Here is a 25,674-nt window from a genome sequence, read left to right as displayed (position 1 = left end):
GGAGTTCTGATAATGATACTAGATGCAGAAATAAAAGCTCAATTAGAACAATATCTTCAATTATTGGAAGGCGATGTGCTGTTGAAAGCCAGCGCAGGCTCTGACAACGTCTCCCGTGATATGTTGGCTTTGGTGGATGAATTGTCTTCGATGTCTGCCAAGATTAAAGTCGAACACACGCAGTTGGAAAGAACACCGAGTTTTAGCGTAAACCGTATCGGAGAAGAAACCGGCATCACGTTTGCGGGCATTCCCCTTGGCCATGAATTTACTTCATTGGTCCTTGCTTTATTGCAAGTAAGCGGCCGTGCGCCAAAAGTCGATCAGAAACTGATTGACCAAATCAAAAAAATTGAAGGCACTTACCATTTCGACTCCTACATCAGTTTAAGTTGCCAGAACTGTCCTGAAGTTGTCCAGAGCTTGAACTTAATGAGTGTGCTTAACCCCAACATCTCACATACGATGATTGACGGAGGCGCATTCAAAGAAGAAGTTGAGAGCAAAGACATCATGGCAGTCCCAACTGTCTTCTTAAATGGAGAATCGTTCTCCAGCGGGCGGATGTCATTGGAAGAGTTGCTAGCTAAATTAGGCAGTGCCCCGGACGCGTCCGAATTTGCGGATAAAGAGCCTTATGAAGTTCTTGTTGTCGGCGGCGGACCAGCGGGTGCAAGTGCAGCCATCTATGCTGCACGCAAAGGCATTCGTACGGGCATTGTTGCCGAACGTTTTGGCGGACAAGTGCTGGATACACTCAGCATCGAAAACTTCATTAGCGTCAAGCATACTGAAGGGCCGAAGTTTGCCGCGAGCCTTGAAGAGCACGTGAAGGAGTACAACATTGATGTGATGAACCTGCAGCGTGCCAAGCGTTTGGAAAAGAAAGAGTTCATCGAAATTGAACTTGAAAACGGTGCTGTGCTAAAAGGCAAAACCGTCATTCTTTCAACAGGTGCCCGTTGGCGCAACGTCGGGGTGCCCGGCGAAGCTGAATTCAAGAACAAAGGGGTCGCTTACTGCCCACATTGTGATGGTCCATTGTTCGCAGGCAAAGACGTAGCCGTAATTGGCGGCGGCAACTCCGGCGTCGAAGCAGCGATCGACCTTGCGGGCATTGTAAACCATGTAACTGTTCTTGAATACAATGCAGAGCTGAAAGCAGATTCAGTCCTTCAGGACCGCCTGCGCAGCCTGCCGAATGCAACAGTCATCACGCATGCACGAACTCAGGAAATCACTGGGACCGATAAAGTGAACGGCATTTCTTATATAGACCTTCAAACAGGGGCTGAAAAGCACTTTAAATTGTCGGGCGTATTTGTCCAAATCGGTCTGGTTCCAAATACAGACTGGTTAGGCGACGTAGTGGAACGCACGAAGTACGGTGAGATCATCATCGACCAACGTGGGGCTACGAACGTACCGGGTGTGTTTGCGGCGGGAGACTGCACAAACATTCCATACAAACAAATCATCATTTCAATGGGATCGGGTGCGACAGCATCGTTGAGTGCTTTCGACCACCTCATCAGAAGTGAAGTACCCGTTTTAGTATAAGAAAAGCTCAAAAAAAACAGGACTGTGGAAGAGATTCAATCTCTTGCCACAGTCCTGTTTTTTTATCGGTATGTGCTTATTTTCCAATGTAGGCTTACTGTTTCGCTCTATGCAGCCGGCGGTGGAGCTCGTGCATGTGCTCCGCCAGTTCAGGAACAGGCCCGTCTACCACTGTGTCTTTGATTACTTCTTGAATGGACAGATTCCGCACACGCGACGGAGCAGCGCCCAGTTCGCTTAACCACCCCGCCAATTGCTCGGAAGAACTCGCATAAACGATTCTGCCCAAACCCGTCCAGCCATGAGCCGCTGCACACATCGGACAATGTTCCCCTGACGTATAGACCGTCGCTTCGCTTCTTTCTTCCGGTGCCATATGATTAGCTGCCCAGCGCGCAATCGCAAACTCGGGATGTTGTGTATGATCGCCGCCAGCTACGTGGTTATGGTCTTCGAATAGCACCTCTCCAGCAGCCGAAACAAGGACAGAACCAAACGGCTCATCGCCCTTTTCTAATGCGGTTTCCGCCAATTCCACACATCGGCGCAAATGTTTTAAATCGGTTTCGCTGATCATTTCCGACTCCTCCTCCGTATGCTTTCCATTCCAGCTATCCTTCAGGACTTGCTGAACGTCTTGGCCCGCTTGAGTTGTTCTACGATTTAATTGGCAATTCCGATCGATGCATTTTCATATTTTTTGTCCTTTAATGCTTTTAAGATAAAATGGGCAACGTCTGCACGTGATATGGATTTCGATTTTTCAGGTACACCCTCTGCCGCTTCTCTGTAATTGCCTGAAAACGGTCCATTGGTTAACCCCATCGGCCGGACAATTGTATAGGTTAGTCCATGGGCTTCGATGTAATCCGTTGCCGCCCGGTGATCTGTCAGCGCATTCTTAAGCATGCCCATCATCAGTTTTCCGCTTATGCCTGGCAGTTCATTATAAATCCCGGCAGAGGCCGTATAGACAATCCGTTTGACGTCATGTTCCTGCATGCCTGTTACGATATGTTTAACCATCTCTCGGAGTTCTGTTGATTTTTTCATGCCCTGGCTCGAACCTAAGCATGATACGACCGCATCATGGCCGGCAATTGCTGCGGAAACTTCCGCTTGGTTGAAGGCATCGCCTTTAACCACGGTTAACTGATCGTGTGCAACTTCCAGCTTTGCCGGTGTCCGAACAAATGCTGTAACCTCAAAGCCATTTTCCACGGCCTGCTTCACGACTTCTTTTCCTACACCGCCAGTAGCACCGAAAACAAGTATTTTCATAACAGTTCACCTTTCTTTCTCAATCATTAGTTAGTATGGTTGTTTCTTCTCCACCTAAAAGTATAGCAATAAATTTCATTTGCTTACGATATATGCTCATCGCCGCCCATTCCGGCGCTGAGAGAAATCTCTAAAGATACGGACCAAAACAGCGAAGACGATCCCTCTATTCATAGCTTAGCTTTTAAAACCGTGCTCTTTCCTGCTGCGCACAACGTCGCAATAATTTTTAAAAACGAAAAAGGATTCCCCACGAAGGAATCCTCACACATTTTTCGCAACAGGAAAGTGTTTGATATTTTTTTTGCCCCATTCGTCCATCATTAAAACGATTGGAATGAGGCTTTCTCCCAAAGCCGTTAACGAATATTCTACCTTAGACGGAACCTCAGCAAAGACTTTCCGATGGACAATCCCATCTTCCTCTAATTCTCTAATTTGAGTAGTCAGTACCTTGTGTGAAATTTTGGGAAGCAATCGTGTAATTTCACTAAAGCGCAACACACCCTCTGTTCCCAAATAGTAAATAATGATGATTTTCCATTTACCGCTGATAATCGATAAGGTCAGTTCTTTTTCGCAATTAAATTCACCGCTCTCAATTTCCCTTTTTATTTCTGACCGCAAATCTTCCATCAGACTGCCCCTTTCTTCCATTTCTTCCTGAAAGTATCCTTTAGGTAACCTTCTCACAAAAAAGTGCGTTCTTCCATTAAAAAGAATTATAATTTAGAATAAATCGAAGATAGAGAATATTTAATATTAATTCTTAAAGTTTTCCCCTTCTATGATGCTGCCCCGGTGTAAAGAGTGAATCTCTATATGTAAAAAATTAGATAGGAGATGACAGAAATGGCAGGAAACAGAGCGGTTGTATACAGAGGTGCTGGAACTGTAGCGGTTGAAGATATTAGCTACCCTGAATTAATCATCAGAGACGGTCCCGGGGTAAATCCGTTGAATGTAGGGCGCAAATGCGAACATGGAGTGGTAGTAAAAGTTGTGACTACGAATATTTGCGGTAGTGACCAACACATGGTGCGTGGCCGGACGACCGCTCCTGAAGGGCTTGTCCTTGGCCATGAAATTACAGGTGAAGTCATTGAAGTCGGCCGTGATGTTGAATTCATTAAAAAAGGCGACCTGGTATCTGTCCCGTTTAATATCGCTTGTGGCCGCTGCCGCAGCTGTAAAGAGCAAGACACACATATTTGCGAGAACGTAAACCCGGATCGTCCTGGGTCTGCTTATGGTTATGTCGACATGGGTGGATGGGTCGGCGGCCAATCGGAATACGTCATGGTCCCTTATGCAGATTTCCAGTTGCTGAAATTTCCGGATAAAGATCAAGCCATGGAAAAAATCCTTGATTTAACGATGCTCTCCGATATCTTCCCGACAGGCTATCACGGCGCTGTGAGTGCAGGTGTAAAACCAGGATCTACGGTTTATGTCGCCGGGGCTGGCCCTGTCGGCTTAGCTGCTGCCCATTCAGCCCAACTGCTGGGTGCCTCTGTCGTTATCGTAGGTGATTTAAACAAGGAGCGCCTTGCACAGGCCCATAGTTTCGGCTGTGAAACTGTAAATCTTCGGGAACATTCAGATCTCGGCGAACAAATCGCTCAAATCCTGGGTGTCCCAGAGGTTGATTGTGCCATTGACTGTGTTGGTTTTGAAGCCAGCGGACATGGAGAAGGTGCAGGTGAAGCTCCAGCTATCGTATTAAACTCCATTATGGAAGTCACTCGTGCAGGCGGACGTCTTGGGATACCGGGGCTCTATGTAACCGGCGATCCAGGCGCGGTCGATGAAGATGCAAAAATCGGAACACTGAAGGTACGCTTAGGGCTTGGTTGGGCAAAAGCACATACTTTTGTAACAGGCCAAACTCCGGTCATGAGATACCATCGTGACTTGATGATGTCGATTTTAAGCGGAAAAGCACAAATTGCCAAAGCGGTAAACGCAACGATCATTACATTAGATCAATCACCAGAGGCATATGCTGAATTTGACCAAGGAGCTTCCAAGAAGTTTGTCATTGATCCCCATGGACATTTCAATAAGTAAATTGCTTTCTTATCTGCTTATGGAAAAACAAGGAGGTTAATTCCTTTGGAAAAAATCACTTTAGAACTGGTAAAAGAAATTATTGCTGGCGCTGAAGAAGAAGCAACTAAAATTGGCGTTGCCATGGTTATTTCCGTTGTGGATGATGGCGGCAACCTAATGGCCATTCACCGGATGGATGATGCGTGGTTGGCGAGTATCGATATTTCCCAAAACAAAGCTTGGACATCCGTAGCCTTGAAAATGCCTACATCGAACCTAGCTGATGCAACGGTTCCTGCAGCTGAACTTTACGGATTAAATACAACCAATAACGGACGCCTTGTCGTTTTTGGCGGTGGAATCCCTCTTATCTTGAATGGCAAAGTAATGGGAGCCATAGGCGTCAGCGGGAGCAGCGTGCCGCATGATGTGCAAGTTGCAGAAGCCGGCGCAAATGTATTCAATAAGCATTAAAATCTCTATATAAAGAAGCGCCAGGAGTACAACCCTGGCGCTTCTTTTATCTTGAAGGGCTGAGCAGAACAAGAGGAACCCCCATCCAAATCAGCCCCTCACTTTTTACTTGTATCAGCTAAAAATTCTATCAGCTGATTAAAGGTGTTTTCAGCTTGTGGTGTATCCATAATGAATTGATACTCATGCCCCAATTCAGCTTCTTCCTGTGAATAAAAGACGTCGACAATCTCAACATCATTTTTATTCAATTTATCTGCCAGCTCTAAACCTTGCTCCTCAAATGACCCTGTATTTCCATCAGTGATGAACGTAGGTGGAAAATGGGCCGAAACATGATCAATGACGGAAGCTTGCTTCACTTGATCTGAATCTCCCCAATCTCTCTCACCGATATAAGCCCAACCGACCCGGTCAAATAGGAAATTGATTAAAAAACTGTCGCTGAGATCTCCAAACTTTGAAACGTCGTATGGTCCACAAAATAAAAGAACACCCGCAATCTTATCCGGTGAAACGCTGCCTTCTATTCCAATCAGGTTTGCATACGCTTCTTCTACTTGAACATTAACAAACTGGCTGATGATTTGAGCCCCGGCAGAGTCCCCCGCAAAGTACAACCGATCCATATCAATGCCATATGCTTGTGCATTTTTTTCGATAAATTGATAAGCTTCCTCCACTTGGTATAAAGGAGTTGGATAGATGGCACTCGGGGCTAATTCGTAATTCATGTTAACGACGATAAAACCTTTGCTGGCAACTTGAACAGCATATTCAGTAATGTCGGACTTGTCGCCACCAAAAAAAGCGCCTCCGTGTACCCAAAAGATGACCGGAAGCTTTCCTGAAAATTCCTTGGGCGCGACAATGTCCAGATTTCCTTCTTGATGCGCAGAATCATAGGACAAGTCGTTCTCCACATGAACCAGTTTCTCAATCTCGTCATAATTATGGGGCTTTACTGCAACGCCGCCTTCAAATAACTGCTGAACCAGTATGGCAGTGGGCTTTGGAGAGGCTATAAATACTACTACAAGGAGCAGACATAACGCTAAAATCGCTCCCAATACAATGACCACTATCTTTTTTATCACGTTCACTCTCCGTATCAACTACATTTATAATATCAATTTTACCTCAGTAGATCAGGAGGTTCAATTTAGTATTGAAGAGAGCAAAACTTCTAGATTGATTTTTGATTTTCCTCATCACTATCGATAATGATCAGCCTTCTAATATCTCTCATAAATCCCACTAAAAATTATTCTTATTTATGATACGGTTCCCCTTCAGTCAGTTGATAATGTCACCTGTCTTCTTCGCTGAACTCTCCCGCAATTTTTGCAGTTCAGCAGCTGTCAATGCCGTCCATTCCGTCTCTTCTCCAATAATTCGCAAAGGTTCTTTCGAGCGATACGAACGCGTTAAGTTCCCAGGAAATTTTTTGTCCGTCACATTGGGGTCGTTTTCAAATTCACCTGTAGGCTCCACTATATAGACGCGTTCTCTCTCTTCACCTGCTGCCAATGCGGCTGCAAGCCCCGCACCGTTGGCATTTGCCGCGAAATAGATGTGGTTCATCTTAAGCCCGTCTCTGTAATTTGAATTGCCGCCGGCTGTCAATAAATCACCGACTGCCAGGTCCGCTTTCGTTCCATGATAAAACGGGCCCGTATCAGTTGGCGGGCCTTCAAATAATTTGGCCAATTCAGCGTTTCTTTTTGCATTTTCAAGATCGCCCATTTCTTTATGGCAGTCGGCAATGTTTTTATATAACGTCGGATACGCACTTTTGACATTCTCATCGTTTATTTTCAGTGCACACTGAAGGGACATTTCCATCCATTTCAATTTTTCTGCGAGGCTCTTTTGTAAACGGCCTAAATGATAAGCGGCAATAAATCTTTCATAGTCATCAGTTGCTTCATGCCAGGCTTGCTGAAAAATCCCGGCTGCCTCTTCTGCGTTTCCGCTCTCCTCCAAGGCCATTCCCTTCATACAAAGTTTAACAACGGCATTAGCCGGGCTGAATTTTGTTTTCATAGAAATTCCCTCCAAATGAATGATTTGGTGCTCCGTGTCGAAAGAAGGCATTATCATGGCAGGTTCCATACAGACTCTTTTTACTGATTGGTTATATTATATAATAAAGAAATCGCAGTAACCACGCACCGAATAGAAGAAATCAGACAAATTGATTGCCCTCATTTAAACCCCGGTTTCCAAAAAACGAGAGCTCAATGCCCCATTGATTGCACAGCCCGCTTTTCACCTCAATCTGGATATTTTAAAAAATAATTCCTCAGTGAAACCTTTTTTCGTTTTTATTGCCCTAACTATATAGGAGGTATTTAAATGGAACAATTAGTAAGAGCAGCTATTGACGGCCAGCCAGAAGCATTTGAACAGTTAATAGAAACCGAGAAGCCTAAGCTTCTCTCAAAAGCTTACTCCTATGTCGGCAACAGAGAAGACGCATCAGACATTGTACAAGAGACATTGCTGCAAGCTTATAAATCAATTCATCAATTAAAGGAAGCAAAATATTTTTCTACATGGCTCTTCAAAATTTTAATGCGGCAATGCTTTGCTTTCCTTCGGCAAAAGAAGCGGACACTTGTGGTGGAAACTGAACTTATACAACAATCGCTGACAGAGCATGGGCAGACTGCTGCCTATGAATTTGTCCATGAGGCACTCTCTTTGCTTCGAAAAGATTATCAAACCGTACTTGTCCTATTTTATTTTTATGATTTTCCGGTACAAGAAATCTCATCTCTATTAGATAAGCCGCTCAATACGATTAAAATACATTTGCATCGCGGTCGTAACCAATTAAAAAAGCAGCTTGAACAGCATTTGAACACACCAGTCACGGAGAAAGAAGTGATCCATATGTTAAAAGAACAACTGGCCAAATCCGCATTAAATTTTGTATCAATTCCTCATGACTATCAACTGTTTATCGAAGACTATTCGAATGAGCAGGCAAAATTTATATGGGCGACAGATGAATTAGTCGATGAAATTGAAGTGACTCTTGATCGAAACGGAAAATTAATCGAGTTAACCAGACTTCCCTCGACAAATGGAACACTTTTGCCAATAGAACAGCAGCAAGCTAGTGCAGAACAATTTCTAATTTCGCAATACGCTGAAGCACTCGATTATTTAACGTTATCAAATGTTATTCAAAAAGAGGACGAAACAATATTTTATTTTGATCAATATGTAGGAGGCTATCCTCTTGCGAGCTATACTACAAAAATAACCGTTTCCAAATCCGGTGAAATTATTGGCTTTAAGTATAATGAGTATACGAAAACACCACCGGCATTTCCATCGCAGCTTGCTGGTGAAGGGGCTATTTTACGACAACTATATAAAGCTCCATGGAAATTATCGATGAAATATTTATCAAGCGACATTTATTCCGTTCCAACGCCGGGCCTGTACCCAGTCTATGAAAGTCCGATTGTCTACCATTCCTTTAATGCCATAAACGGACAGTCTGCATTTGAGCATGAACCGGAAGCACCTGAGACGTTCATCCCCTTTCCAAACACAGAGGCAGTTGAAAAACGGACGACGATCGAAGAAGTAATCGGCGTGTCGGCGGAGATGGTCAAGCTGCGGCAAGTGGAACTAGATGAAAATACACTCGTCTTCGTGTGGCGGAAAAAAGATTGGCAAGCGCCGAAAGATAAAACAATGGAAAGCTTCCTTCTCGAACGTATGGAAGATACAGTAAAAGCAAAAATTGATAAGTATTCCGGGAAGCTAAAAGAATTCATGTGGTTTAAAGAGCGTACAGGAGAGCTTGACCTTTCATTTGAAGCTTGCCGTGATATTGCCTGTACATTTATTGCAACGTATTTTGAAGAGTACATTCCTTATCTGCAAGTACAAATCGAGAAACCATCTTTCAATGGAGTAAATTGTGCATTTTTCACTTTCCCACTATACCTAGCTCAAGATTTACAAATAGAAGGTGAGCGTTTTTACGTCGGTGTAAACAAAACAACTGGATTTATCGATATATTATGGTCTCCGAAGATTGACGTAGACGAACTTCAATCCTATGAAACTTCAACTATTCAACCATTCGAGGACGTTAAGACCGTCTTACAAAAAGTCGAAGCCTTTTTACAATGGTCTAGAAAGTACAATGAAAATGAACACAATGAAGTATTAGAATATAAATTGGGGCAACTTGAAACAAGACAACAGATAGTTGGAATAGATGCAACGACAGGAAATCTTATTATCAGTAATATTTAAAAGTTATCGGTAAGTAAACGAGACCAGTCAGCCTTTATAAAAGCAAAAAGATGCAGTCTTCTCATTAAAAGAAGAATAAACTTTTTAATAAACTCTATAAATGAAAAACACCTGTCTCAGACTTCTAGGTAAGAAGAAAAAGGCAGGTGTTTACTAAAATCTAATTGTAATATAGGTTCTCAGTTGGATACACCGGATCATTGGTGATGTCAATTCCCAGCTTCTTAAAGGTTTGTTCGTTTTCTCTATTCAATATAACCGTGGAATGAGCTTGGCTGTCTTTTAAATTTGGCAATTGCTTATAAGCCAGCTCAGAAGTAGGATTGGTGACCGCACTGATTGCCAGTGCAATGAGCACTTCATTGGCGCTTAATGTCGGGACGCGGCTATTCAAGTCATCGGTTTTCAAACGTTGAATCGTTTGTAAAATCATCGGCGACAACAAATTAATTTCATCGGAAATATTGGTCAATTTCTTTAACCCATTTAGAATGGCGGCTGCCGAAGCATCCATCAAAGTGGTCGTTCGACCGGTGATTATCTCGCCATTCGGCAGTTCTATCGCAATTACGGCTTGCAAATTCGTGCTGTCAATTTGCGCTTGGATTGCTTTCGCATAATTACGGGCCGGCAATACAGGTACCCGATCCTCTTTCTTTAAACCGGTCTCTTCCAGAATCACTTGCATGTGGCGCACACTGTCTTCATCAGCAAGCCCTTTTTTATAGTCGTTCTCTACGATGAAACTGCGCCGAATGATTTCCTGCTTGGCAGCTTCCTGCACGACCATATCGTCGGTGATACCCGATTTCAGACGATTAACCCCCATATCAGTCGGTGAGCTGTAAACAGACTCTTTGCCGGTAATCCTTTCAATAATCCGTTTGATGACAGGAAACGTCTCAATATCACGATTGTAATTGATCGCAACTTTGCCGTATGCTTCATAATGATAATTATCAATCATATTTACGTCTTTTAAATCGACGGTAGCCGCTTCATAAGCGATGTTTACCGGATGCTTTAACGGCAAGTTCCAAACTGGAAACGTCTCAAACTTGGCATAGCCGGTTTCATTTCCCAATTTATTTTCATGGTACATTTGGTTAAGGCAGGTGGCAAGCTTTCCGCTGCCCGGGCCAGGGCCCGTTACGACCACGATCGGCTTTGTCGTTTCAATATAAGGATTTGTCGCAAATCCTTCTTCCCCAAGGACCGCGTCCACGTTTGTCGGATAACCATCGATTTCGCGGTGAATACAGACGCTAATGCCGCTTCTCTCAAGCTTTGTCATAAATACTTTGACTGTTGGCTGCCCTTGATAACGCGTGATCAAGACACTGTTGACAGAAATGCCATATGCCCGATATTCATCAATTAAGCGCAAGACATCTTGGTCATAAGTGATGCCGTAATCTTCACGGACTTTGTTTCGTTCGATGTCTCCAGCGTAGACACAGATGATGATTTCCGCCTTTTCTTTCAGTGTATGCAATAGTTTGATTTTGGCATCTTCATCGAATCCAGGCAAGACACGCTTGGCATGTTTGTCCCCGATCAATTTTCCGCCAAATTCCAAGTAAAGTTTATCGTACTGCTGCACCCGTTCTAGGATGTAGGCTGATTGTTCTTGCAAATATTTCTCCGAATCAAATCCAATTTTTTTCATTAATTTCAGTCCCGCCTTCTATGCTTCAAGCTTTCTCTTAACCCCGTATATAAAAAACGCCTTAAGAGAAAATCTCAAATAAAAATCTATCCTTTATCATTATAAGTTTTTGAAAAAAAAAGTAAATCGGTCCAATTGCTTCATTGAGTGGGTTACCCTAATAAGCGCGGTGGCCTTACCAAGGATATTCCACTAAAATAACAGAATTTAAATCAATATTCAGCATATCCAACTGATAAAATCTGTTTCTCTTGGATAGTTTCCATAACTGGATTGTCTTTAGCATTTGGACAATTCATGTATAAGTTAGACTTTATTTATAGGATAAACCTCATTTACTCATGGTAAGGTTCTCCGTACTGTATCTAAATGAGGTTTTCAGGACTCTTTTTCGCTTACCCTTCTTTTTTGTATAATCTCATTCGTTGGTACTCGACCCTCTTCAGTTTCTCCAAATTTTAGCCAATAGATAGATATACTACTACTTTGCTTTGGTTGTTTTCAATCAATGATTCAAATAAGTCTGGATGAACAATTCATATTGCTTTTTGAATCAAAGCATCTATTAGAGTATGTGTTACTCCATACACACATATGATATTATACAAGCGATTAGACAGATAAATTAGTAAGAACTCGGAGGGTGGAAATATATGGATGTGGTATTGCCTATTGGAACAAAACATGGATGCTTTACTATAATCGGCGGAAGTGAAGAATATTACGAAAAATTTTCTAAAATAAGAATTGAACGATTGGAACTAGATAAACAAAAGTTTATCAATGGGGAAAAAATTCCTGACAATAATTTTGAATCTGTAGATACTTTTGATAAATGGATACAAGATTGTATGTCTCAAAAGAAATACAAATGTCAGTGTAAATGTGGAAGAATAGTTTATTTAAATGAAAAGGGTTTATTTTTCAAGAGATGGAGAGATTGCGAAGGACTCGGAGAGATAGGAGAACAAAAAAATTGCGGGTTAAAACACGAGCGTATTAATAAGAGATTGGCTTCATATCCCAGAGTAAAAGACGAAAGCTATCATATTGATTATTCCAATACCATACACGAATCATTAGAGATATTAGATTGTATTAATGAAAATTATGAGGGAAAACCTATTACACATGACAAACGAAAAAAGGGAAGCGGCAAATTTATTGTATATAAGTTATATAAATGTCGATGTTATATGTGTGGTAAAGACTATGAATTTAAATCATCAGATTTCGAGATAAAAATTGATAAATACGGTTCTAGAGCATCAGACGGATATTATTGTAATGCTTTTTGTGACTGTCATAACATTTCATCGTTTCAATGGCGTACTATAAAAATATTGAGAGAGCATAATATAAAATATAAAGTTGAAGTTGTGTTTCCAGACTTGTTTGGTGTAGGACAAAAACAATTGTTGCGTTATGATTTTGCTGTTCTCGGGTCAGATAAGAGTATTAAATGTCTAATTGAGTGTCAGGGTGAACAACATTATAAGCCTGTAGCTGAGTTCGGCGGTGCTTCCCAATTTGAGTCTCAAGTAAAGAATGACGAATTGAAACGTTTTTATGCCAAGACACACAACATACCTTTATTCGAAATTCCCTATACATGTAATTCATACGATAAGGAAATAAAATTTCTTAAAACGGCTGGTATAATTTAATCACAATTTTTCAGATTAGGAGAGCAGAAGATCAAAATTATTTGTGAGTTTACTTTAGAAGACTGTCAGGAAAATCAATTTACAACATTAAGGAATATTTAAACATAATAAAGGCAATTTCCAGTTTCTTAGGGAATAGCCTTTATTATGTTTTTGTAAAATCACCCTATTGTTTAAGTATAATGTTCCTAAACTCGTTTTGAAGTGATTGATATTACATATCATAATATAAGAACTTTACACAATAATGCCACTACATATTAAAATTTTGAAGCTATTCGGATCTATTAGCTACTGTTATCTCATATTTGATCTTCTCTACTAACATTCCCATATTCTCTCTATAATTTTGTAGTCGATCTTCTAATATCTCAATTTCCGATCTAATAACAGCTTTTCGTCCGTGGTATAAGGTAGCAATTTCCCATTCTAATTCACCAATTTTTTTATGAAGAAAATCAAATTCTTCTTTAAATAATTTTAAACTAGGGGTAAGTTTCTTTTCCAAAGTATTCACCATTCTTTCATAATTTTTATAATATAGGGGGATAGAATTTTAGATAATAATATTTTCGCAGTTTTTTAGTTGCTGAATAATTCTTTCTAAGTACCTTTCCCTATGAGAGGGAATTCTTGGGTATGGATGATAAAACATATGCTTCCCTTTAGCCTTTATACCAAATACCTTAATGTTAGTTTCTCGAATAGTTAAAAGCCATGGAATTTTTAATTTCTGTAGTTCAGCCTCTTTCTCAGTGCTCCAGGCAAGTAATACCCAGGGATGCTGTTCTTCTCGAAATTGAGTTATAATTTCTAAACTGTTGATATAGGCTTCTTGCAACCATTCCTTTCGTTTCACTGCGTCTTTAGAAGACGTATTTTGTAAATAAAAAAGATTATAAATGTGAAAGCGTCCATTTAAAGGATTTTTTCCAGTTTGTTGTAAAATTTCAGCTAAACGTATCATTGTTGGATCAGCTATTAATTCACCTGATATCTCTCGGCTATCAATCTCAAGCGCATTGTCCATAAACCTTGCTTCTCCCGGATTCAACATTACAGTCGACCCTATCGATCGACTAGATTGACCGAATTGTAGATAAGCTGATTTTCTACATAGGTGATTGTTAATTCTATAAAACGTTCCAAAAGCTTTAAATTGACTCATTGACCGGCCTTCCCACCTTCCTTGATTCAAATTACCTTTTTTATATCATTATTTTTTCAACTCTACGTATTTAGAAAGATTGACTGCTTTATTTATTTCTGAGAAGTAAGAAGCGTTAATTCCGGCAATTCTCACAATTTCTTTAATACTATATTTATTTCTTATAATATGGTGACCATACTTAATTCCGAATAAGTGAATGTTTAGCACAGTTTCTTTCTCTTTAGCATTGTCATACATATCCTTTAAGCGTTCTGCCAATTCTGAAATAGTCATTTTCTTTAGCCCCTCATATAGAATTTACCAGTGCTTAGCCTCTTTAATGTGTGAGCTATTTTATTTCTTTTAACCCATCTAAACCACTAATCTAATCAATATAGTTTTCCTTGCATTAAGAATACGCTTTGTATTTGGTAGTAGTCTGCTCAATTTTCATTGTGCTATTGCAATGCGGGAAGTTACGGCAGCCATAAAAGCTTCCATATCGACCCTTTCTTCTTTGCATGTAACCCTTGCAACTCGGGCAAATCACTTGGTCAGTAATTAAAGAAAGATCCTTAAAGGACTGCCGACAGACCGGATAATTAGTGCAGCCCAAAAACAGTTGCTTAGTTGCTGCATTTTCTCTAATAACCATGATTCCTGTTTGACAGTGTGGGCAGTTTGGATGATTTTCGATCGTCGCTTCTTCGGTCACTACTTCGAAGGGAACTCGTTGCTCTTTCATCAGTTCCTCGATAAAAATAGACTTGTTTTTTTGAGGAGCAATCAAATAGGTCTGGTTCTTGGTCCGAGTAAGGGCTACATAAAACAATCTTCGTTCTTCTGCGTACATAAAATCATCTGAATTGGTAAGCACATAATGCAGGATATTATCATCTGATATTTTATTCGGGAACCCAGCAGCTTTATTTTCCAAATTAATTAGGATCACATTATCTGCTTCAAGCCCTTTCGATCGATGAACAGTTAAAAATTCAATCTTTAATGCCGGTTCATCTCTGTATCTTATTAGGGTCTTTTCTTCATTCTGTGTTACCACAAATGATTTTTGTGGATCTTCCTTCACTTTTTCTAGATCAAAATTATTTCTGCCTAGCACCATAACACTCGACTTGGGACCATATTTAGCTACGATATCGTCTAAAGCACGTTTTAGTGCCAGGTGGAAATCCCTATCATACCCATACATCGAAATTGGGTTTTTCAAGTTCAATGGAGACTCCAGTTTCTTCGTAAACTGGTTTTTGTTCTTCATCACAAATTTTCCGGCAATATTAATTAACTCTTGGGAATTGCGATAAGTTTTTTCGATTTTTAATAACCGAGCGAATCCGAAAAACTTTTGGAAATCAATAAAGAGTTGAATATCACTTCCTGCAAAGCGATAGATGGATTGCCAGTCATCTCCTACGCAGATAATTTTAGCGTTGGTTTGATCTCGCAAAGCCTTCACCAATTTATAGCGGGCAAATGAAATGTCTTGGTACTCGTCTACAATGATGTACTTGTAACTTGTCGGCTGAACTTGATTATTCTCGATATATTCTTTCGCCTCATTAATCATATCTGAGAAATCAATTGCGTTTGCATCAGTCAAGGTCTTTTGGTAATGGCTATAAATCGGTTCGATGATCGACAGTAATAAGAGATTTCGTTCTTTTAAAAACGTATTTTTCTCTCTGGTTTTTATCTCATCCCTGATCTTCTGAAACTCATCCTGCTTAAAATTGATGGATTTGAATAGTCCAATAAATGTATTAATCAACTTTATAATCTCTCCAAAGTCTCGATCCTTGGACTTTTGCGTAAGATATATTCGCTTATAAATTTCTTCTAAATTTCGTGTTTGAAACTTCACACCTTGCTGCTTTAATATTGCTTCTAACTTTTTTTGCAGCAATCCGTTCTTGTTAAAGTACGAGTAGGTCTCTAGTAACTTCGTGTTGTTTTGTGCATGAAATTCTCGCTTCCACTTCATGCCTTCGAGATATTTTTTCTCTTCTATACGGGATAACCAAGGAGCTTTATTATTTTCTGTGATGCCAAAATGCTCTAAGTACAGGTCATATTCAGGCAAGTAAAAATCGGGCTGGTATTTTTTTCGATACGGATCGGGATTAGGGAAGGGATAGTCCCTCTCATATTCGTATGCAACCCCATTCAAATAGAGAAAGTTGGCAATGACTACTTCTTCGATACTCCTCACTTCTTCTCCAGCAATCGTATATCGCTGGTTTTTGAGGTTGCTAGTGTCCTTCTCCACCTTTGACTTGATCGTCTCCAGGTTGGCTGTTTTGTAATGCGTGTACATGTCTCCTAAGCTATCAAACTCCTCATAGTCTTTTGGAACGTTAATGTAGTAACTGAAGAAATGAACCACTTTCCCCATCAAGCCCGGATTCGTAAGAATCTCTCTTTCGAAGTAATCGAGTATGCTTTCTCGAAGCTGATCACTTATTTCAGGAGCATTTTCTCGCCCTTGTTTGATTATGCGGAGACCTAGTTTGTGGAATGTCATGGATTCCACTGGAATCTTCATCTTCGTGACAATTCTCTCTTCCATTTCTACAGCAGCTTTCTTGGTAAATGTCAGTAAGAGAATTTCATTGGGATTAACCTTTTTTCTTTCGACCAGATACTTTACTTTGGCAGCAATAGTTAAGGTCTTCCCACTCCCAGCACCAGCTAAGACCAAATTATTCACTTCATCCGTAACGACGGCCTCTCGTTGTTGCTGATCAAGTGATTTCCCATCGATATTGGATAGGAATGTTTCGTTAACATTCAGCTCACGTTGAACAAACTCTGCATTCCATGTCTTAACTAAACTATCCAAATTCGCATAAGTACTTATGAACTTTTCAATGACTTTATCTTTAGTTTCTTTCAGACAGGTTGCATGGAATTCCGAGTACTTCTGCAAGATCTCTTCGCGAGAAGTGTTTGTAAAGTATTCCTCTTTTAGTTGTTCAATTTCTCGCAGGAATTCAAGGGCAATTGGAACTTGTAATTTTAGTTCATCTGCTACTTTTTGCTTTTTAACTTTGTTTATCTGGTATTGCCTAAAAACTCCGTATCCAATGATGAGTATTATAAGAACTATTAGTATCTCCACAGATTATCTCCTGTCCTTCGATATTTTCACTGTAATTTATTTGTCCGATGCCACTCCAAATAAGTCTTCTGAGCAGGGTTAATATTTATTTTTATTTGCTGATTTAAGTTAAGAAGGTGGTAATTTTTCGTCTCTACTTTGGAAGATATTACGATCTGTCCGTCCGAGTCAAAACTAATTAATCCTTTATCAAAAACTCCATCATGATTTGCACAGAGCAACAGTCCATTATTCACATCGAGGCGTTCAAAATTATCTGATTCACTCCATGGTTTACAATGACTTGCGATTAATAACGAAGAGATATCTAACCCGCAAATTTCACATTCCCTGGACCTATTAAGTAACTTTTTCTTAAATAACCCCTGCCCAATTCTCGCATTCACAATTATTTCTCTTTCAGTTTGATCACTTGTCTGATCCATCAACTCATCAATTTCATGGATCTCCTCAGTCTCTTCTTCACTAAGTCCATTAATGGAAAGATCATTAGTTTCATTTGCTAAGCTTAGGAAGTACTCACCTAAGGCTTCATCCACTTCAAATAAGTACCCTTGGGCTCCACCACCTGTGCGAGTGAATGGAGAATACATAGGTGGACATAAGGCAAGTATGTTTTCTTTGTATTCTCTAATGGGTACTGGATTGGATAATACGTTATAGCTGGCTTTCACCAACCAACCTGTTCGATCCCAAACATTTTCGTAGTTAGGAAAGGGATTCGCAGCTTCCACTGCTTCATCTGTTGCAATATTTACAGAAGATAGATGCTGTCGAAACATACTAAAAATGATATCCCCTCTTTTTATTTTCCTCATGTTTTCCCAATGAAAAATTGTACGCCCTTGATTATTCTTTTGGGGTGCCCATAGATATGCGCCTTCTTTTTCTTCTTCGAAAGTTTTATTTTGAAAGACTACAAAGTAGTTCATATATTTCTCCACCTTTCCTACACATAGGAGTAATTCACCAGTTTTTGATACTTATTTACTATTCTAGTTTAGTAGATTATATTAGAAATAACTAGAAAAATATTACAGGAGGCTACTTATGAAGAGACTAAAAAATCTGGAGGACACGAAAAAAGACCTCTTAGAGCTTCAAAGATATGTATCCCTTGTAGAAAATTATCAAGTAACCACTTTAGAGAAAAGAATTATTCAGCTATATGCTTATACAAACAGCATTTCAAAGACTTTAGCAGAGTTAAATATCCATTTAGCAAATGAAAATAGATCCTTAGTTAACCAGCAATACATAATTCAGGTTATAAAAAGTTATCCTTCAGATGAGTTACATAGTCTTGTTCGCAATAGTTACTTATTAAAAACTAGGAATTCCCGAAGAAAGTATACAAACAATGTAAGCTTTAGATAAGTCTACAAATATTAAATTGGATTAATAAAATGACTCTTTGGACTAAGATCCTCGAGTCGTTTTTTATTTATATTATAATAAGCTACCAAACAGAACAAATGTTCCCTATAATAATAGATAAGTGCTTTGCTGGTGATATAAAAATAGAGGAATAGGGGTGCTATACATGTCCAATGAAATCAATCTGTATGTTGATGACTTAAGAGACTGTCCAGAAGGCTTTACAGTGGCGAGAAATATAGAGGAAGCCATACATTACCTAGAGAATTATACTGTTAATATCCTGTCTCTAGACCATGATTTAGGAGAAGACTCTGAGGGGAATCTTCTTCCCACAGGCTATGACCTTGTTAAAATTTTTTGTCAAGAAGGTTACCGCGCTAATAAAATTTATATCCATACTGATAATGGTGCGGGCCGAGAAAATATGTTTCATACACTAAAAGGGGCTCAAAGACGAGGATTTATAGAACCAGATATTGAAATCTATCATTACTCTATTACTAGAAACAGATACACCGGAGAGTAATAAAAAGAGGGTTATAGTTACTTTTGTGTTAAATACATCGGAGCCACACCACTTATATAGAAGAGAATTAAAAGAAGGGAAATTAATCACAGTAAATTTCCCTTCTTTACTTATTATTATAATTTCAGCTGATTTAGTTATATTTCACTCAGAATTTGGGTATAACGTTTATTAGCCTCTTAAGCTTAATAACTAATATGACTGATATTAATTTCCGGAGAAGTCTCCTGTTTTTACATTTACTGTGACGATTGCATACTCGGTTCCATCTAACTCTGCATAAACAGTCAAATGGCCCTCTCCGTTATCCACATACGCTTCTTCATATCGGATTGAATCAACAGAGTCAATATAACCTCTATCCAGAATTTCAGTTTCAAAGTGACTTTGGAACCCCGGAGTCCATTCATATGGATTCGACGAACTCTGCTCTGCAGTTACATTCGTCGCAAGCTGGTTATTGTCTATGATAATTGCAGAGGTTGTCGGACCCGATTCCGTATCTGAATAGAAATTGATTTTGTAATTGTCGATGTAGTAAACGTTGACGTAGCTCTGCGTTTCAGTATCATCGAAAAATGATTCTGCTGGCTCGGAGAGTACGGAGGTGACCTCTGCCAAATTCATGCCTATATATGCTTCAAAAATACTAATGTATGGGTTACTGATCATATAGCCTGTTACTGTCTCTGCGTCACTTAAGAAGTAGCCATCTTTCTCTTCAAAAACGACTAAGCGTCCACCCATGAAATAATCGTCATAGGTTGGATCTCCATAATAACTAGTAAGGTCGCTTAAACTCTCTCCTAATTGGATCGGCATATCTACCTGGCCTAATACCTGATTGGTTTCCACCTCTGGACTTTCTGCTTCTTCTGATTCTCCGGATGTTACTTCGGTGACCTGTAGTGCTGCTTCTTCAAAAATAGACAGTAGTAGAGCATCAGTAGCTAGTTCGTTTTGTGGAAGGTCATTATAAGACACAGCGCCCACTTCAAAACTCTCATCTTCTTGGAGTAGAAATTGGATTGTCGCTTTTGCTTCCACTTCTTCATAGAGGAAATATCCTGTAAACTCTACTACTTCATGTTCTTCCTCTGCCGTGAAATACTTCCACTTTGGTGATGAGAAGTATAAATCAAATGCTTCGCCAATTGTTATATGGGGGTATGCTTCTGGATAACTTTCTTTCACTATTTGAACTTTGGGATCGGCAGATGTCGCAACGCTCTGGACAACATCTTCAACATTATCCACTGCTTTATCAGTCGTTTCTTTTAATTCCCCGCATCCTGTCAGGAGTAGTGCGAAACTGATAAGGACTGACCCTAAGACTTTTCTATACTGGCTCTTTTGATTAGACATACAGCTTCTCTCCTTTAGTGGTTGGAATGCCGTTTAATTCAGCAACAAAGGCTTGTGCATCTCGTGTCGAATCGACAGGGATTTTGATCTTTGTCTGAAGGTTAGTCGTGATAATTATTTTATTACTTATACTCACCCAGAAGAAGAAAGCAGCAACTATCCAAAATATTGGTGATCCAAAACCCAATACAATCATGATTGAGCCGAATACACAATCTGAAGGGTTCAATATTTTTCTAATTTTCACTCCGACGATGTTTCCGATAGGCAGCGTCTGAACAGTGCTTGCGATCTTAATCCATCCCAAGTATCGACTTTGCTTTTCAATGTGGATGGATTGAGGATTCACCTTGATGTTGGTCGTTATTTTGTTTAGCGTTAAGTCGCCTATGTGTTTATCTTTAACAAACTGAAACTTTGTTACATTTTCCTCATATTCAAATATTTTGTTCGTCGTCATGGACACTTCCCCTATCATATTTTATTTTCGTGATACAAATGCAACTACTTTTCTCTCTTGATGGTAAGCATTTAGAACCGGTGTTTAATACCTATAAAAATATTAACACAAGATTCTGAAATTTATACCACTTTTAGAAAATAATGTAAGCTCATTTTTATGTTCGCCTCCTACTTAGAGTTGAATGCAAACAGAAAAAGGCCGGGAGAACTCGTCTGTTAATGAGTTCTCCCGGCCTTGAGTAGTAAAATGCTTTACCACTTCTTTATTTAGTATTATTTGAATGGTGTCGATCTTTCTGGTTTCCGAAATAGTTATTTTATCAATCAATAGGTGCAGAAGGCGCTTTCGCTGTTCATATGTGAGCGATTGCTTGTAAGCCTCTACGAATTCCTTCATGACCTTCTTTACAATATCAAAGCTGATTCCTTTCGCTACACCCTGGTCCAATTGCTGCTCTACAGAAGCGAGGCGGTTTTCTAAGTCTTCTTTTTCTTTATTAAAATGAGCTAACCGATTAGTAAGCTCCAACTTCTGAAGAATTCCCTCTTCATATAGTCCTAGCATCTTATCTTTTTTCGTTTCAATTGAATCTAATGAACTTTTGATAGACTTGTATTCTTTTTCAAGTGGTGCCGTATTGGTGGTTTGCTTGGTGTTAATGGTGTCCATTATTTTTTTGATGAGAATATCGTTGTTTGCTACTGTGGCTATTTTCTCCAGTACGTACTTGTCTGCGTAATCTGTTCGGATGCCATTTGACCGACAGACTGTAGTTCCTTTATTCTTCCAAGCGCCGCATGCATAGTATTCAAGAACCCTTTTTGTTCCATCTTTTCTAGTATTGGTGGTTCGACTGAGTACCATGCCGGATCCACACATTGGACATCGGAGAATTCCTGTCAATGGAAATTCACCACTATGGATTCGGTTGGGCTTTCCACCTCTACTCTTTCGAATAACAACCGTTTTCTCCCATATTTCTTGAGTGATGAGTGGTTCATGGGTTCCTTTTTTCATCACAGGATCCGGGTTAATGTTATTCCGCCTCTTTTCGTTCCAATCTTGTCGTACATTGTACCGGATAACCCCCATATACAAGGGGTTATCCAAAATTTGCTTCACACTGTTTATCGAGAAGCTTTTCTTTCTTTTGGTTTTTCTGCCTTCTCGGTTCAGTTGGCCCGCTATCGACTTGTAGCCATGACCTTCTGTATACAGTTCGAATATTTTTCGAACGATTTGTGCCTCTTCTTCGTTAATCACTAACTTTGAGATTTTTCGTTTACGGTTGTCCGTCCCAGTCGAAACCACGTCATAGCCCAGTACATGTCCGCCATTCCATGAGCCTTCTCTAGCCCTAGCCAACATACCCATTTTCACGTTTTCGGCAATGTTAGCTCGCTCGAATTCTGCAATGGCAGCCATCATCTGAAATTGCAACTTCCCTGATGGACTTTCAGTTTCATATCGCTCAGTGTACGATCGAAAGCCAATATTCTTGTTTTTTAACATATCGACAATCGTTAAAAGATCTAAACTTTTTCGCGAGAAGCGGTTCATCTTCCATACCAAAACCAAATCGAATTTTTTCTCATTTGCATCGTTGAGCAGTTCTATTAAGGCAGGGCGGCCTTTTATGTTTTTACCACTTATACCCCTGTCTACATATTCTTGATAAATCTCATATCCTTCTCGCTTGCACATTTCTCGTAACACACGTATCTGTTCATCGATACTATAACCCTCTTCTGCCTGTTCTACTGTAGATACACGAGCATATAATGCTACTTTCTTATAAGAGGTTGCTTCGATTCTGTAATTATTGCCATCAGAAAATTGAATGGAATTAATATTCAATTTCTTCAACTCCCTTTTTTTCTTCGACTACATCTTCCGAACTATTTGGCGCAACTACATATAAAGAAACCATTTCGGCTAAAATATCCACTAGTAACTTGTATGGATAACTCTCATCCCCTAAATAATCAGACATTCAATTTCCTCCTTGATAGTTTATTTATTTTTAAATTTCCTTGGGATCAAATTTATAATATTGCTTTGTAAATCGAATCAAATCGGATTTCCTGAACGCTGTTACTTTAAATTAAATTAGGGGGCGAAGGTGGCAAGGGTTTTTAGACTTTGCTTTCTTAACCACCATTTTCTAAATGCCTATCTCTAGATTCGCTACATTTTTATGGTTCCTCATCTAACAAACTATCTTCTTGAGCTATTTCTCCTTTAACTCGAATACCCGCTAAATAAATTGTACCTTGTATTTTCTTTATGCTTATCTTAGTACTTGGCTTATACGCGGCCATTGCCTTATCGAACAACTCCAAAAACTTTGTAGAACTGATATGGGCATTCTCCTCAAACCCATTTGCAGTTGCCCATCTCATAAAGACTCTTCGCAATTCTGATCGCTTTGTCTTCGCATTAATATCCCATTCAACTTTCTGAGACAAAAACTCAATGACTGGATTTTGCTTCACTTTATAGTCGTATAAAGCTTTCTCACTCGCTTTGCTTCGGGTCATATTAAAATCATTTTTAATGAGCCGGTGCAGTCCGATTAACGCAAAGTTCAAGATGCCATCCAACTCTTGAAGTAGTTTCTCTTTTAAATTTTTATCCATGTAGTCAACTCCCGGTATACGAGTTTCCCCTATCCCTACCGCCCTGTAACTTTTATTGAAAGGAATAATAACTAACCTGCGATAATATCCCTCTGAATGGTCATTCGATTCAATCATCCTATTTAATAGAATAATTATTTTTGCAAATAGCTTAGTGTTATATGAATCTTGGTACTTTTTCTCAACGTTCACGGCATCATCACCAGTCAAGGCCTTAAAATTTTGGGTGTTAAACTTTTTATCTAATTCATTCTCAGTTGAAATATTAACTAATTTACCTGGAAGATCCTGCATTCCAAATTTACTATTTAAACCGCTCAATGAAACACTGGATACATTCTCAGGGCCGATTAAATGTCGAATGACATCTGCCAATACACTTTTACCGTTGGAACCCGATCCTAAGAAGATGAAGGCGTTCTGAAGTTTTATCTCTTGTAGGAAACAATAACCCATCACTTCTTGAATTAATTTTATTAATTCTCGATCTTTCTCAAAAATTTCGTGTAAAAATGCTCTGAATTGTGGACATTTAGCTTCCGGATCATACTCTATATTTAGTTGAATTGTAGAATAATATCGTGAGCTATGCTTTCTTAATTTGAGGGAATTTAAATCTAGCATTCCATTTCTCAGATTAATGAATTGTGGATGTGGGTTCAGGCTTTCAATAATATGCATCTCACGTTTAACGGCAGTAAAGTATTCATTTTCCCACTTTACTGTCCATATATCTTCTTTTGCTTCATGAAGAATGTTCCTGCAAAGTTTTTTTAACAACTCATCGTTCAGAGGTTTATACCGTCCAGTTTTTTCATAAATATAGGCCCCTCTTGCCCCCTCACGGACAAGGTATATACGAGTAAGTACGTATTTCGCAAAGATATTAGCGTTTAATTTAAGAATTCCTTTTGCATTTGATGATATTCCTCGATTTTTAAAGCGAATATCATTTAATCTCTCTAAAGTGGAAGTTACAGGATCTCCCGGCTCTATAGGACCTGTGTATCCGTAGTTTTTCATACTCGAATAGCTTATAGGTTCTCTAGGTAGCATTTGGGGCACAGCATTCTCCAATACTTCTTCTATATAAGTGTGTTTTTCAATTATTTTCTTTATAAATTTTCTACCTGTCGATTTAAATGGGGACAAGTTTACGGCTGTCATTTGTATAAGTTCTTGGTTTAGAGGTTTTGTATTTTCAAGCACCCATCTATAGAAAGGCTCCTGCGCCATAGCGTATTCAATTGACTCTTGAGAATTTCTATATAGATAGTTCACGCCATTAGTTGTGTTTCCATTAATATTAACCATCATTTCCACTGCCTTTCTTCCTGCTTATTCAGGTTTTGCTTTAATACGCCCCCTATGCCCCTAAGTGGAGGATCGTTATGGAGCCATACTTTTGTAGGGCATAGATATGTGGCGTATTTGCACATTATATTTTTAGTAGAAGCGAAGTTTATTCTTCACCTTCCCTCTGAAAGGTTGATATATAAAACTTTTGGTCAATATCGAATGATTCCCAATAGCAAAAGATGGCAAAGGATTCCTCGAAGCAGATTTCATTCAGTTTATTAATTTCTTTGAAGCTTATGGTGGTATTATCTGAAATTTCGTCTCGTAATAAACATCTAAAAATCACCGTACTTGATAGAACTTCGCACTTTACTGACTTAAATATCTCTACTTGTGATAACTCATTTCTCAGAAACTCAATTTTGTCAAAGATATCCATTTTTTCACCATTTCTTTGCTGATCTTTAGACATTATAGTTTTCGAATCTCTTAAGTAATAGGTTGGCAGCGTATATTCAACTAACCCCACCATTTTCAAATCTTCGTTTAATGTCTCAAAATTAGTGCTTGCACTGAATACAATTTGTTGGCTTCCCATAATTTACAAAACTCCTTTTGTTATTTTATTTTTTCAATTACTTTTATGACGGATGATTTCAGCAATTGCAGCTGTTATATTTTATGAATTGGATAATCTAGATCTTCCACTACACTCAGGCCATGAACCTG

24 protein-coding genes are annotated in these 25,674 nt (G+C 39.3%); 7 read left to right on the top strand and 17 right to left on the bottom strand.

What is annotated here, in order from left to right; genetic code table 11:
* The first annotated feature begins 12 nt into the window (after window positions 1–12).
* Window positions 13–1,560, top strand: a complete 1,548-nt coding sequence (ahpF, locus tag QMA04_RS00395) for an alkyl hydroperoxide reductase subunit F (RefSeq protein WP_290183573.1) — start codon at window positions 13–15, stop codon at window positions 1,558–1,560.
* Between the two features lie 94 nt (window positions 1,561–1,654).
* Here ahpF and QMA04_RS00390 read toward each other — a convergent pair whose 3' ends face one another.
* From QMA04_RS00390 to QMA04_RS00380, 3 genes are all read right to left on the bottom strand, one after another.
* Complete coding sequence (locus QMA04_RS00390) at window positions 1,655–2,137, bottom strand: nucleoside deaminase (RefSeq protein ID WP_290183572.1); 483 nt, start codon at window positions 2,135–2,137, stop codon at window positions 1,655–1,657.
* Window positions 2,138–2,223: 86 nt separating this feature from the next.
* Window positions 2,224–2,841: an NAD(P)-dependent oxidoreductase gene (locus QMA04_RS00385; RefSeq protein WP_290183571.1), complete on the bottom strand. Its 618-nt coding sequence runs from the start codon at window positions 2,839–2,841 to the stop codon at window positions 2,224–2,226.
* 264 nt (window positions 2,842–3,105) lie between these two features.
* Window positions 3,106–3,477, bottom strand: coding sequence for a winged helix-turn-helix transcriptional regulator (locus QMA04_RS00380; RefSeq protein WP_191714559.1), 372 nt, complete (start codon window positions 3,475–3,477; stop codon window positions 3,106–3,108).
* A 216-nt stretch (window positions 3,478–3,693) separates the two neighbouring features.
* Here QMA04_RS00380 and fdhA point away from each other — a divergent pair, with 216 nt between their 5' ends.
* Complete coding sequence (fdhA, locus tag QMA04_RS00375; protein WP_191714558.1) at window positions 3,694–4,911, top strand: formaldehyde dehydrogenase, glutathione-independent; 1,218 nt, start codon at window positions 3,694–3,696, stop codon at window positions 4,909–4,911.
* Window positions 4,912–4,956: 45 nt separating this feature from the next.
* Window positions 4,957–5,367 carry a GlcG/HbpS family heme-binding protein gene (locus QMA04_RS00370; RefSeq protein ID WP_191714557.1) on the top strand — a complete coding sequence of 137 codons (411 nt, stop codon included), beginning with the start codon at window positions 4,957–4,959 and terminating at the stop codon, window positions 5,365–5,367.
* 98 nt (window positions 5,368–5,465) lie between these two features.
* Here QMA04_RS00370 and QMA04_RS00365 read toward each other — a convergent pair whose 3' ends face one another.
* Both QMA04_RS00365 and arr read right to left on the bottom strand, forming a co-directional pair.
* Window positions 5,466–6,464: an alpha/beta hydrolase gene (locus QMA04_RS00365; protein WP_290183570.1), complete on the bottom strand. Its 999-nt coding sequence runs from the start codon at window positions 6,462–6,464 to the stop codon at window positions 5,466–5,468.
* Window positions 6,465–6,663: 199 nt separating this feature from the next.
* The gene (arr, locus tag QMA04_RS00360; RefSeq protein WP_290184015.1) at window positions 6,664–7,077 is read right to left on the bottom strand and encodes an NAD(+)--rifampin ADP-ribosyltransferase; all 414 of its coding nucleotides are present in this window, start codon (window positions 7,075–7,077) and stop codon (window positions 6,664–6,666) included.
* A 648-nt stretch (window positions 7,078–7,725) separates the two neighbouring features.
* Here arr and QMA04_RS00355 point away from each other — a divergent pair.
* The gene (locus QMA04_RS00355) at window positions 7,726–9,651 is read left to right on the top strand and encodes a sigma-70 family RNA polymerase sigma factor (protein WP_290183569.1); all 1,926 of its coding nucleotides are present in this window, start codon (window positions 7,726–7,728) and stop codon (window positions 9,649–9,651) included.
* Between the two features lie 160 nt (window positions 9,652–9,811).
* On the opposite strand, the gene QMA04_RS00350 is transcribed toward QMA04_RS00355, so the two are convergent.
* Window positions 9,812–11,320 (bottom strand): DUF1846 domain-containing protein, encoded by a 1,509-nt coding sequence (locus QMA04_RS00350; protein WP_290183568.1) that lies wholly within the window; start codon window positions 11,318–11,320, stop codon window positions 9,812–9,814.
* A 653-nt stretch (window positions 11,321–11,973) separates the two neighbouring features.
* On the opposite strand from QMA04_RS00350, the gene QMA04_RS00345 reads away from it, so the two are divergent.
* Complete coding sequence (locus QMA04_RS00345) at window positions 11,974–12,987, top strand: hypothetical protein (protein WP_290183567.1); 1,014 nt, start codon at window positions 11,974–11,976, stop codon at window positions 12,985–12,987.
* A gap of 274 nt (window positions 12,988–13,261) precedes the next feature.
* On the opposite strand, the gene QMA04_RS00340 is transcribed toward QMA04_RS00345, so the two are convergent.
* From QMA04_RS00340 to QMA04_RS00320, 5 genes are all read right to left on the bottom strand, one after another.
* Window positions 13,262–13,495 (bottom strand): hypothetical protein, encoded by a 234-nt coding sequence (locus tag QMA04_RS00340; RefSeq protein ID WP_290183566.1) that lies wholly within the window; start codon window positions 13,493–13,495, stop codon window positions 13,262–13,264.
* A gap of 48 nt (window positions 13,496–13,543) precedes the next feature.
* Window positions 13,544–14,155 (bottom strand): DUF1643 domain-containing protein, encoded by a 612-nt coding sequence (locus tag QMA04_RS00335; RefSeq protein WP_290183565.1) that lies wholly within the window; start codon window positions 14,153–14,155, stop codon window positions 13,544–13,546.
* A 48-nt stretch (window positions 14,156–14,203) separates the two neighbouring features.
* Entirely contained in the window at window positions 14,204–14,431 is a 228-nt protein-coding gene (locus QMA04_RS00330) for an HTH-like domain-containing protein (protein ID WP_290183564.1), read from the bottom strand.
* A gap of 115 nt (window positions 14,432–14,546) precedes the next feature.
* A complete protein-coding gene (locus QMA04_RS00325; RefSeq protein WP_290183563.1) occupies window positions 14,547–17,273 on the bottom strand; it encodes a UvrD-helicase domain-containing protein in 2,727 nt (908 codons plus the stop codon).
* Between the two features lie 26 nt (window positions 17,274–17,299).
* Window positions 17,300–18,205, bottom strand: a complete 906-nt coding sequence (locus QMA04_RS00320) for an HNH endonuclease (RefSeq protein WP_290183562.1) — start codon at window positions 18,203–18,205, stop codon at window positions 17,300–17,302.
* Window positions 18,206–18,323: 118 nt separating this feature from the next.
* On the opposite strand from QMA04_RS00320, the gene QMA04_RS00315 reads away from it, so the two are divergent.
* Together QMA04_RS00315 and QMA04_RS00310 are read left to right on the top strand one after the other, a co-directional pair.
* On the top strand, window positions 18,324–18,650 hold the full coding sequence (locus QMA04_RS00315; RefSeq protein ID WP_290183561.1) for a hypothetical protein: 327 nt from the start codon (window positions 18,324–18,326) through the stop codon (window positions 18,648–18,650).
* A gap of 166 nt (window positions 18,651–18,816) precedes the next feature.
* A complete protein-coding gene (locus tag QMA04_RS00310; protein WP_290183560.1) occupies window positions 18,817–19,179 on the top strand; it encodes a cyclic-phosphate processing receiver domain-containing protein in 363 nt (120 codons plus the stop codon).
* Window positions 19,180–19,386: 207 nt separating this feature from the next.
* Here QMA04_RS00310 and QMA04_RS00305 read toward each other — a convergent pair whose 3' ends face one another.
* The 6 genes from QMA04_RS00305 to QMA04_RS00280 form a co-directional block, all read right to left on the bottom strand.
* The gene (locus tag QMA04_RS00305) at window positions 19,387–20,544 is read right to left on the bottom strand and encodes a hypothetical protein (RefSeq protein WP_290183559.1); all 1,158 of its coding nucleotides are present in this window, start codon (window positions 20,542–20,544) and stop codon (window positions 19,387–19,389) included.
* On the bottom strand, window positions 20,537–21,004 hold the full coding sequence (locus QMA04_RS00300) for a hypothetical protein (RefSeq protein ID WP_290183558.1): 468 nt from the start codon (window positions 21,002–21,004) through the stop codon (window positions 20,537–20,539). The genes QMA04_RS00305 and QMA04_RS00300 overlap by 8 nt, the downstream gene beginning before the upstream one ends.
* A gap of 174 nt (window positions 21,005–21,178) precedes the next feature.
* Window positions 21,179–22,864 carry a recombinase family protein gene (locus QMA04_RS00295; RefSeq protein ID WP_290183556.1) on the bottom strand — a complete coding sequence of 562 codons (1,686 nt, stop codon included), beginning with the start codon at window positions 22,862–22,864 and terminating at the stop codon, window positions 21,179–21,181.
* A complete protein-coding gene (locus QMA04_RS00290; protein ID WP_290183554.1) occupies window positions 22,854–23,000 on the bottom strand; it encodes a hypothetical protein in 147 nt (48 codons plus the stop codon). Before QMA04_RS00290 ends, QMA04_RS00295 begins: the two co-directional genes overlap by 11 nt.
* Window positions 23,001–23,202: 202 nt before the next feature.
* Complete coding sequence (locus tag QMA04_RS00285; RefSeq protein WP_290184014.1) at window positions 23,203–24,963, bottom strand: DNA primase family protein; 1,761 nt, start codon at window positions 24,961–24,963, stop codon at window positions 23,203–23,205.
* A 145-nt stretch (window positions 24,964–25,108) separates the two neighbouring features.
* Window positions 25,109–25,543, bottom strand: a complete 435-nt coding sequence (locus tag QMA04_RS00280; protein WP_290183553.1) for a hypothetical protein — start codon at window positions 25,541–25,543, stop codon at window positions 25,109–25,111.
* Between the last annotated feature and the right edge of the window lie 131 nt (window positions 25,544–25,674).

This window comes from Planococcus sp. APC 3900 (assembly GCF_030407735.1).
Taxonomy (GTDB): Bacteria; Bacillota; Bacilli; order Bacillales_A; family Planococcaceae; genus Planococcus; species Planococcus notacanthi.
Note: the sequence above shows the minus strand (reverse complement) of the source record. Positions and strands in the feature narration are given on the sequence as shown.

Coding starts and splice junctions, on each gene's coding strand:
- QMA04_RS00310 (WP_290183560.1), top strand. CDS start 18,817: ATGTCCAATGAAATCAATCTGTATGTTGATGACTTAAGAGACTGTCCA.
- fdhA (WP_191714558.1), top strand. CDS start 3,694: ATGGCAGGAAACAGAGCGGTTGTATACAGAGGTGCTGGAACTGTAGCG.
- QMA04_RS00390 (WP_290183572.1), bottom strand. CDS start 2,137: ATGATCAGCGAAACCGATTTAAAACATTTGCGCCGATGTGTGGAATTG.
- QMA04_RS00320 (WP_290183562.1), bottom strand. CDS start 18,205: ATGAACTACTTTGTAGTCTTTCAAAATAAAACTTTCGAAGAAGAAAAA.
- QMA04_RS00350 (WP_290183568.1), bottom strand. CDS start 11,320: ATGAAAAAAATTGGATTTGATTCGGAGAAATATTTGCAAGAACAATCA.
- QMA04_RS00335 (WP_290183565.1), bottom strand. CDS start 14,155: ATGAGTCAATTTAAAGCTTTTGGAACGTTTTATAGAATTAACAATCAC.
- QMA04_RS00285 (WP_290184014.1), bottom strand. CDS start 24,963: ATGATGGTTAATATTAATGGAAACACAACTAATGGCGTGAACTATCTA.
- QMA04_RS00345 (WP_290183567.1), top strand. CDS start 11,974: ATGGATGTGGTATTGCCTATTGGAACAAAACATGGATGCTTTACTATA.
- QMA04_RS00385 (WP_290183571.1), bottom strand. CDS start 2,841: ATGAAAATACTTGTTTTCGGTGCTACTGGCGGTGTAGGAAAAGAAGTC.
- QMA04_RS00290 (WP_290183554.1), bottom strand. CDS start 23,000: ATGTCTGATTATTTAGGGGATGAGAGTTATCCATACAAGTTACTAGTG.
- ahpF (WP_290183573.1), top strand. CDS start 13: ATGATACTAGATGCAGAAATAAAAGCTCAATTAGAACAATATCTTCAA.
- QMA04_RS00330 (WP_290183564.1), bottom strand. CDS start 14,431: ATGACTATTTCAGAATTGGCAGAACGCTTAAAGGATATGTATGACAAT.
- QMA04_RS00355 (WP_290183569.1), top strand. CDS start 7,726: ATGGAACAATTAGTAAGAGCAGCTATTGACGGCCAGCCAGAAGCATTT.
- QMA04_RS00300 (WP_290183558.1), bottom strand. CDS start 21,004: ATGACGACGAACAAAATATTTGAATATGAGGAAAATGTAACAAAGTTT.
- QMA04_RS00315 (WP_290183561.1), top strand. CDS start 18,324: ATGAAGAGACTAAAAAATCTGGAGGACACGAAAAAAGACCTCTTAGAG.
- QMA04_RS00380 (WP_191714559.1), bottom strand. CDS start 3,477: ATGGAAGATTTGCGGTCAGAAATAAAAAGGGAAATTGAGAGCGGTGAA.
- QMA04_RS00305 (WP_290183559.1), bottom strand. CDS start 20,544: ATGTCTAATCAAAAGAGCCAGTATAGAAAAGTCTTAGGGTCAGTCCTT.
- QMA04_RS00280 (WP_290183553.1), bottom strand. CDS start 25,543: ATGGGAAGCCAACAAATTGTATTCAGTGCAAGCACTAATTTTGAGACA.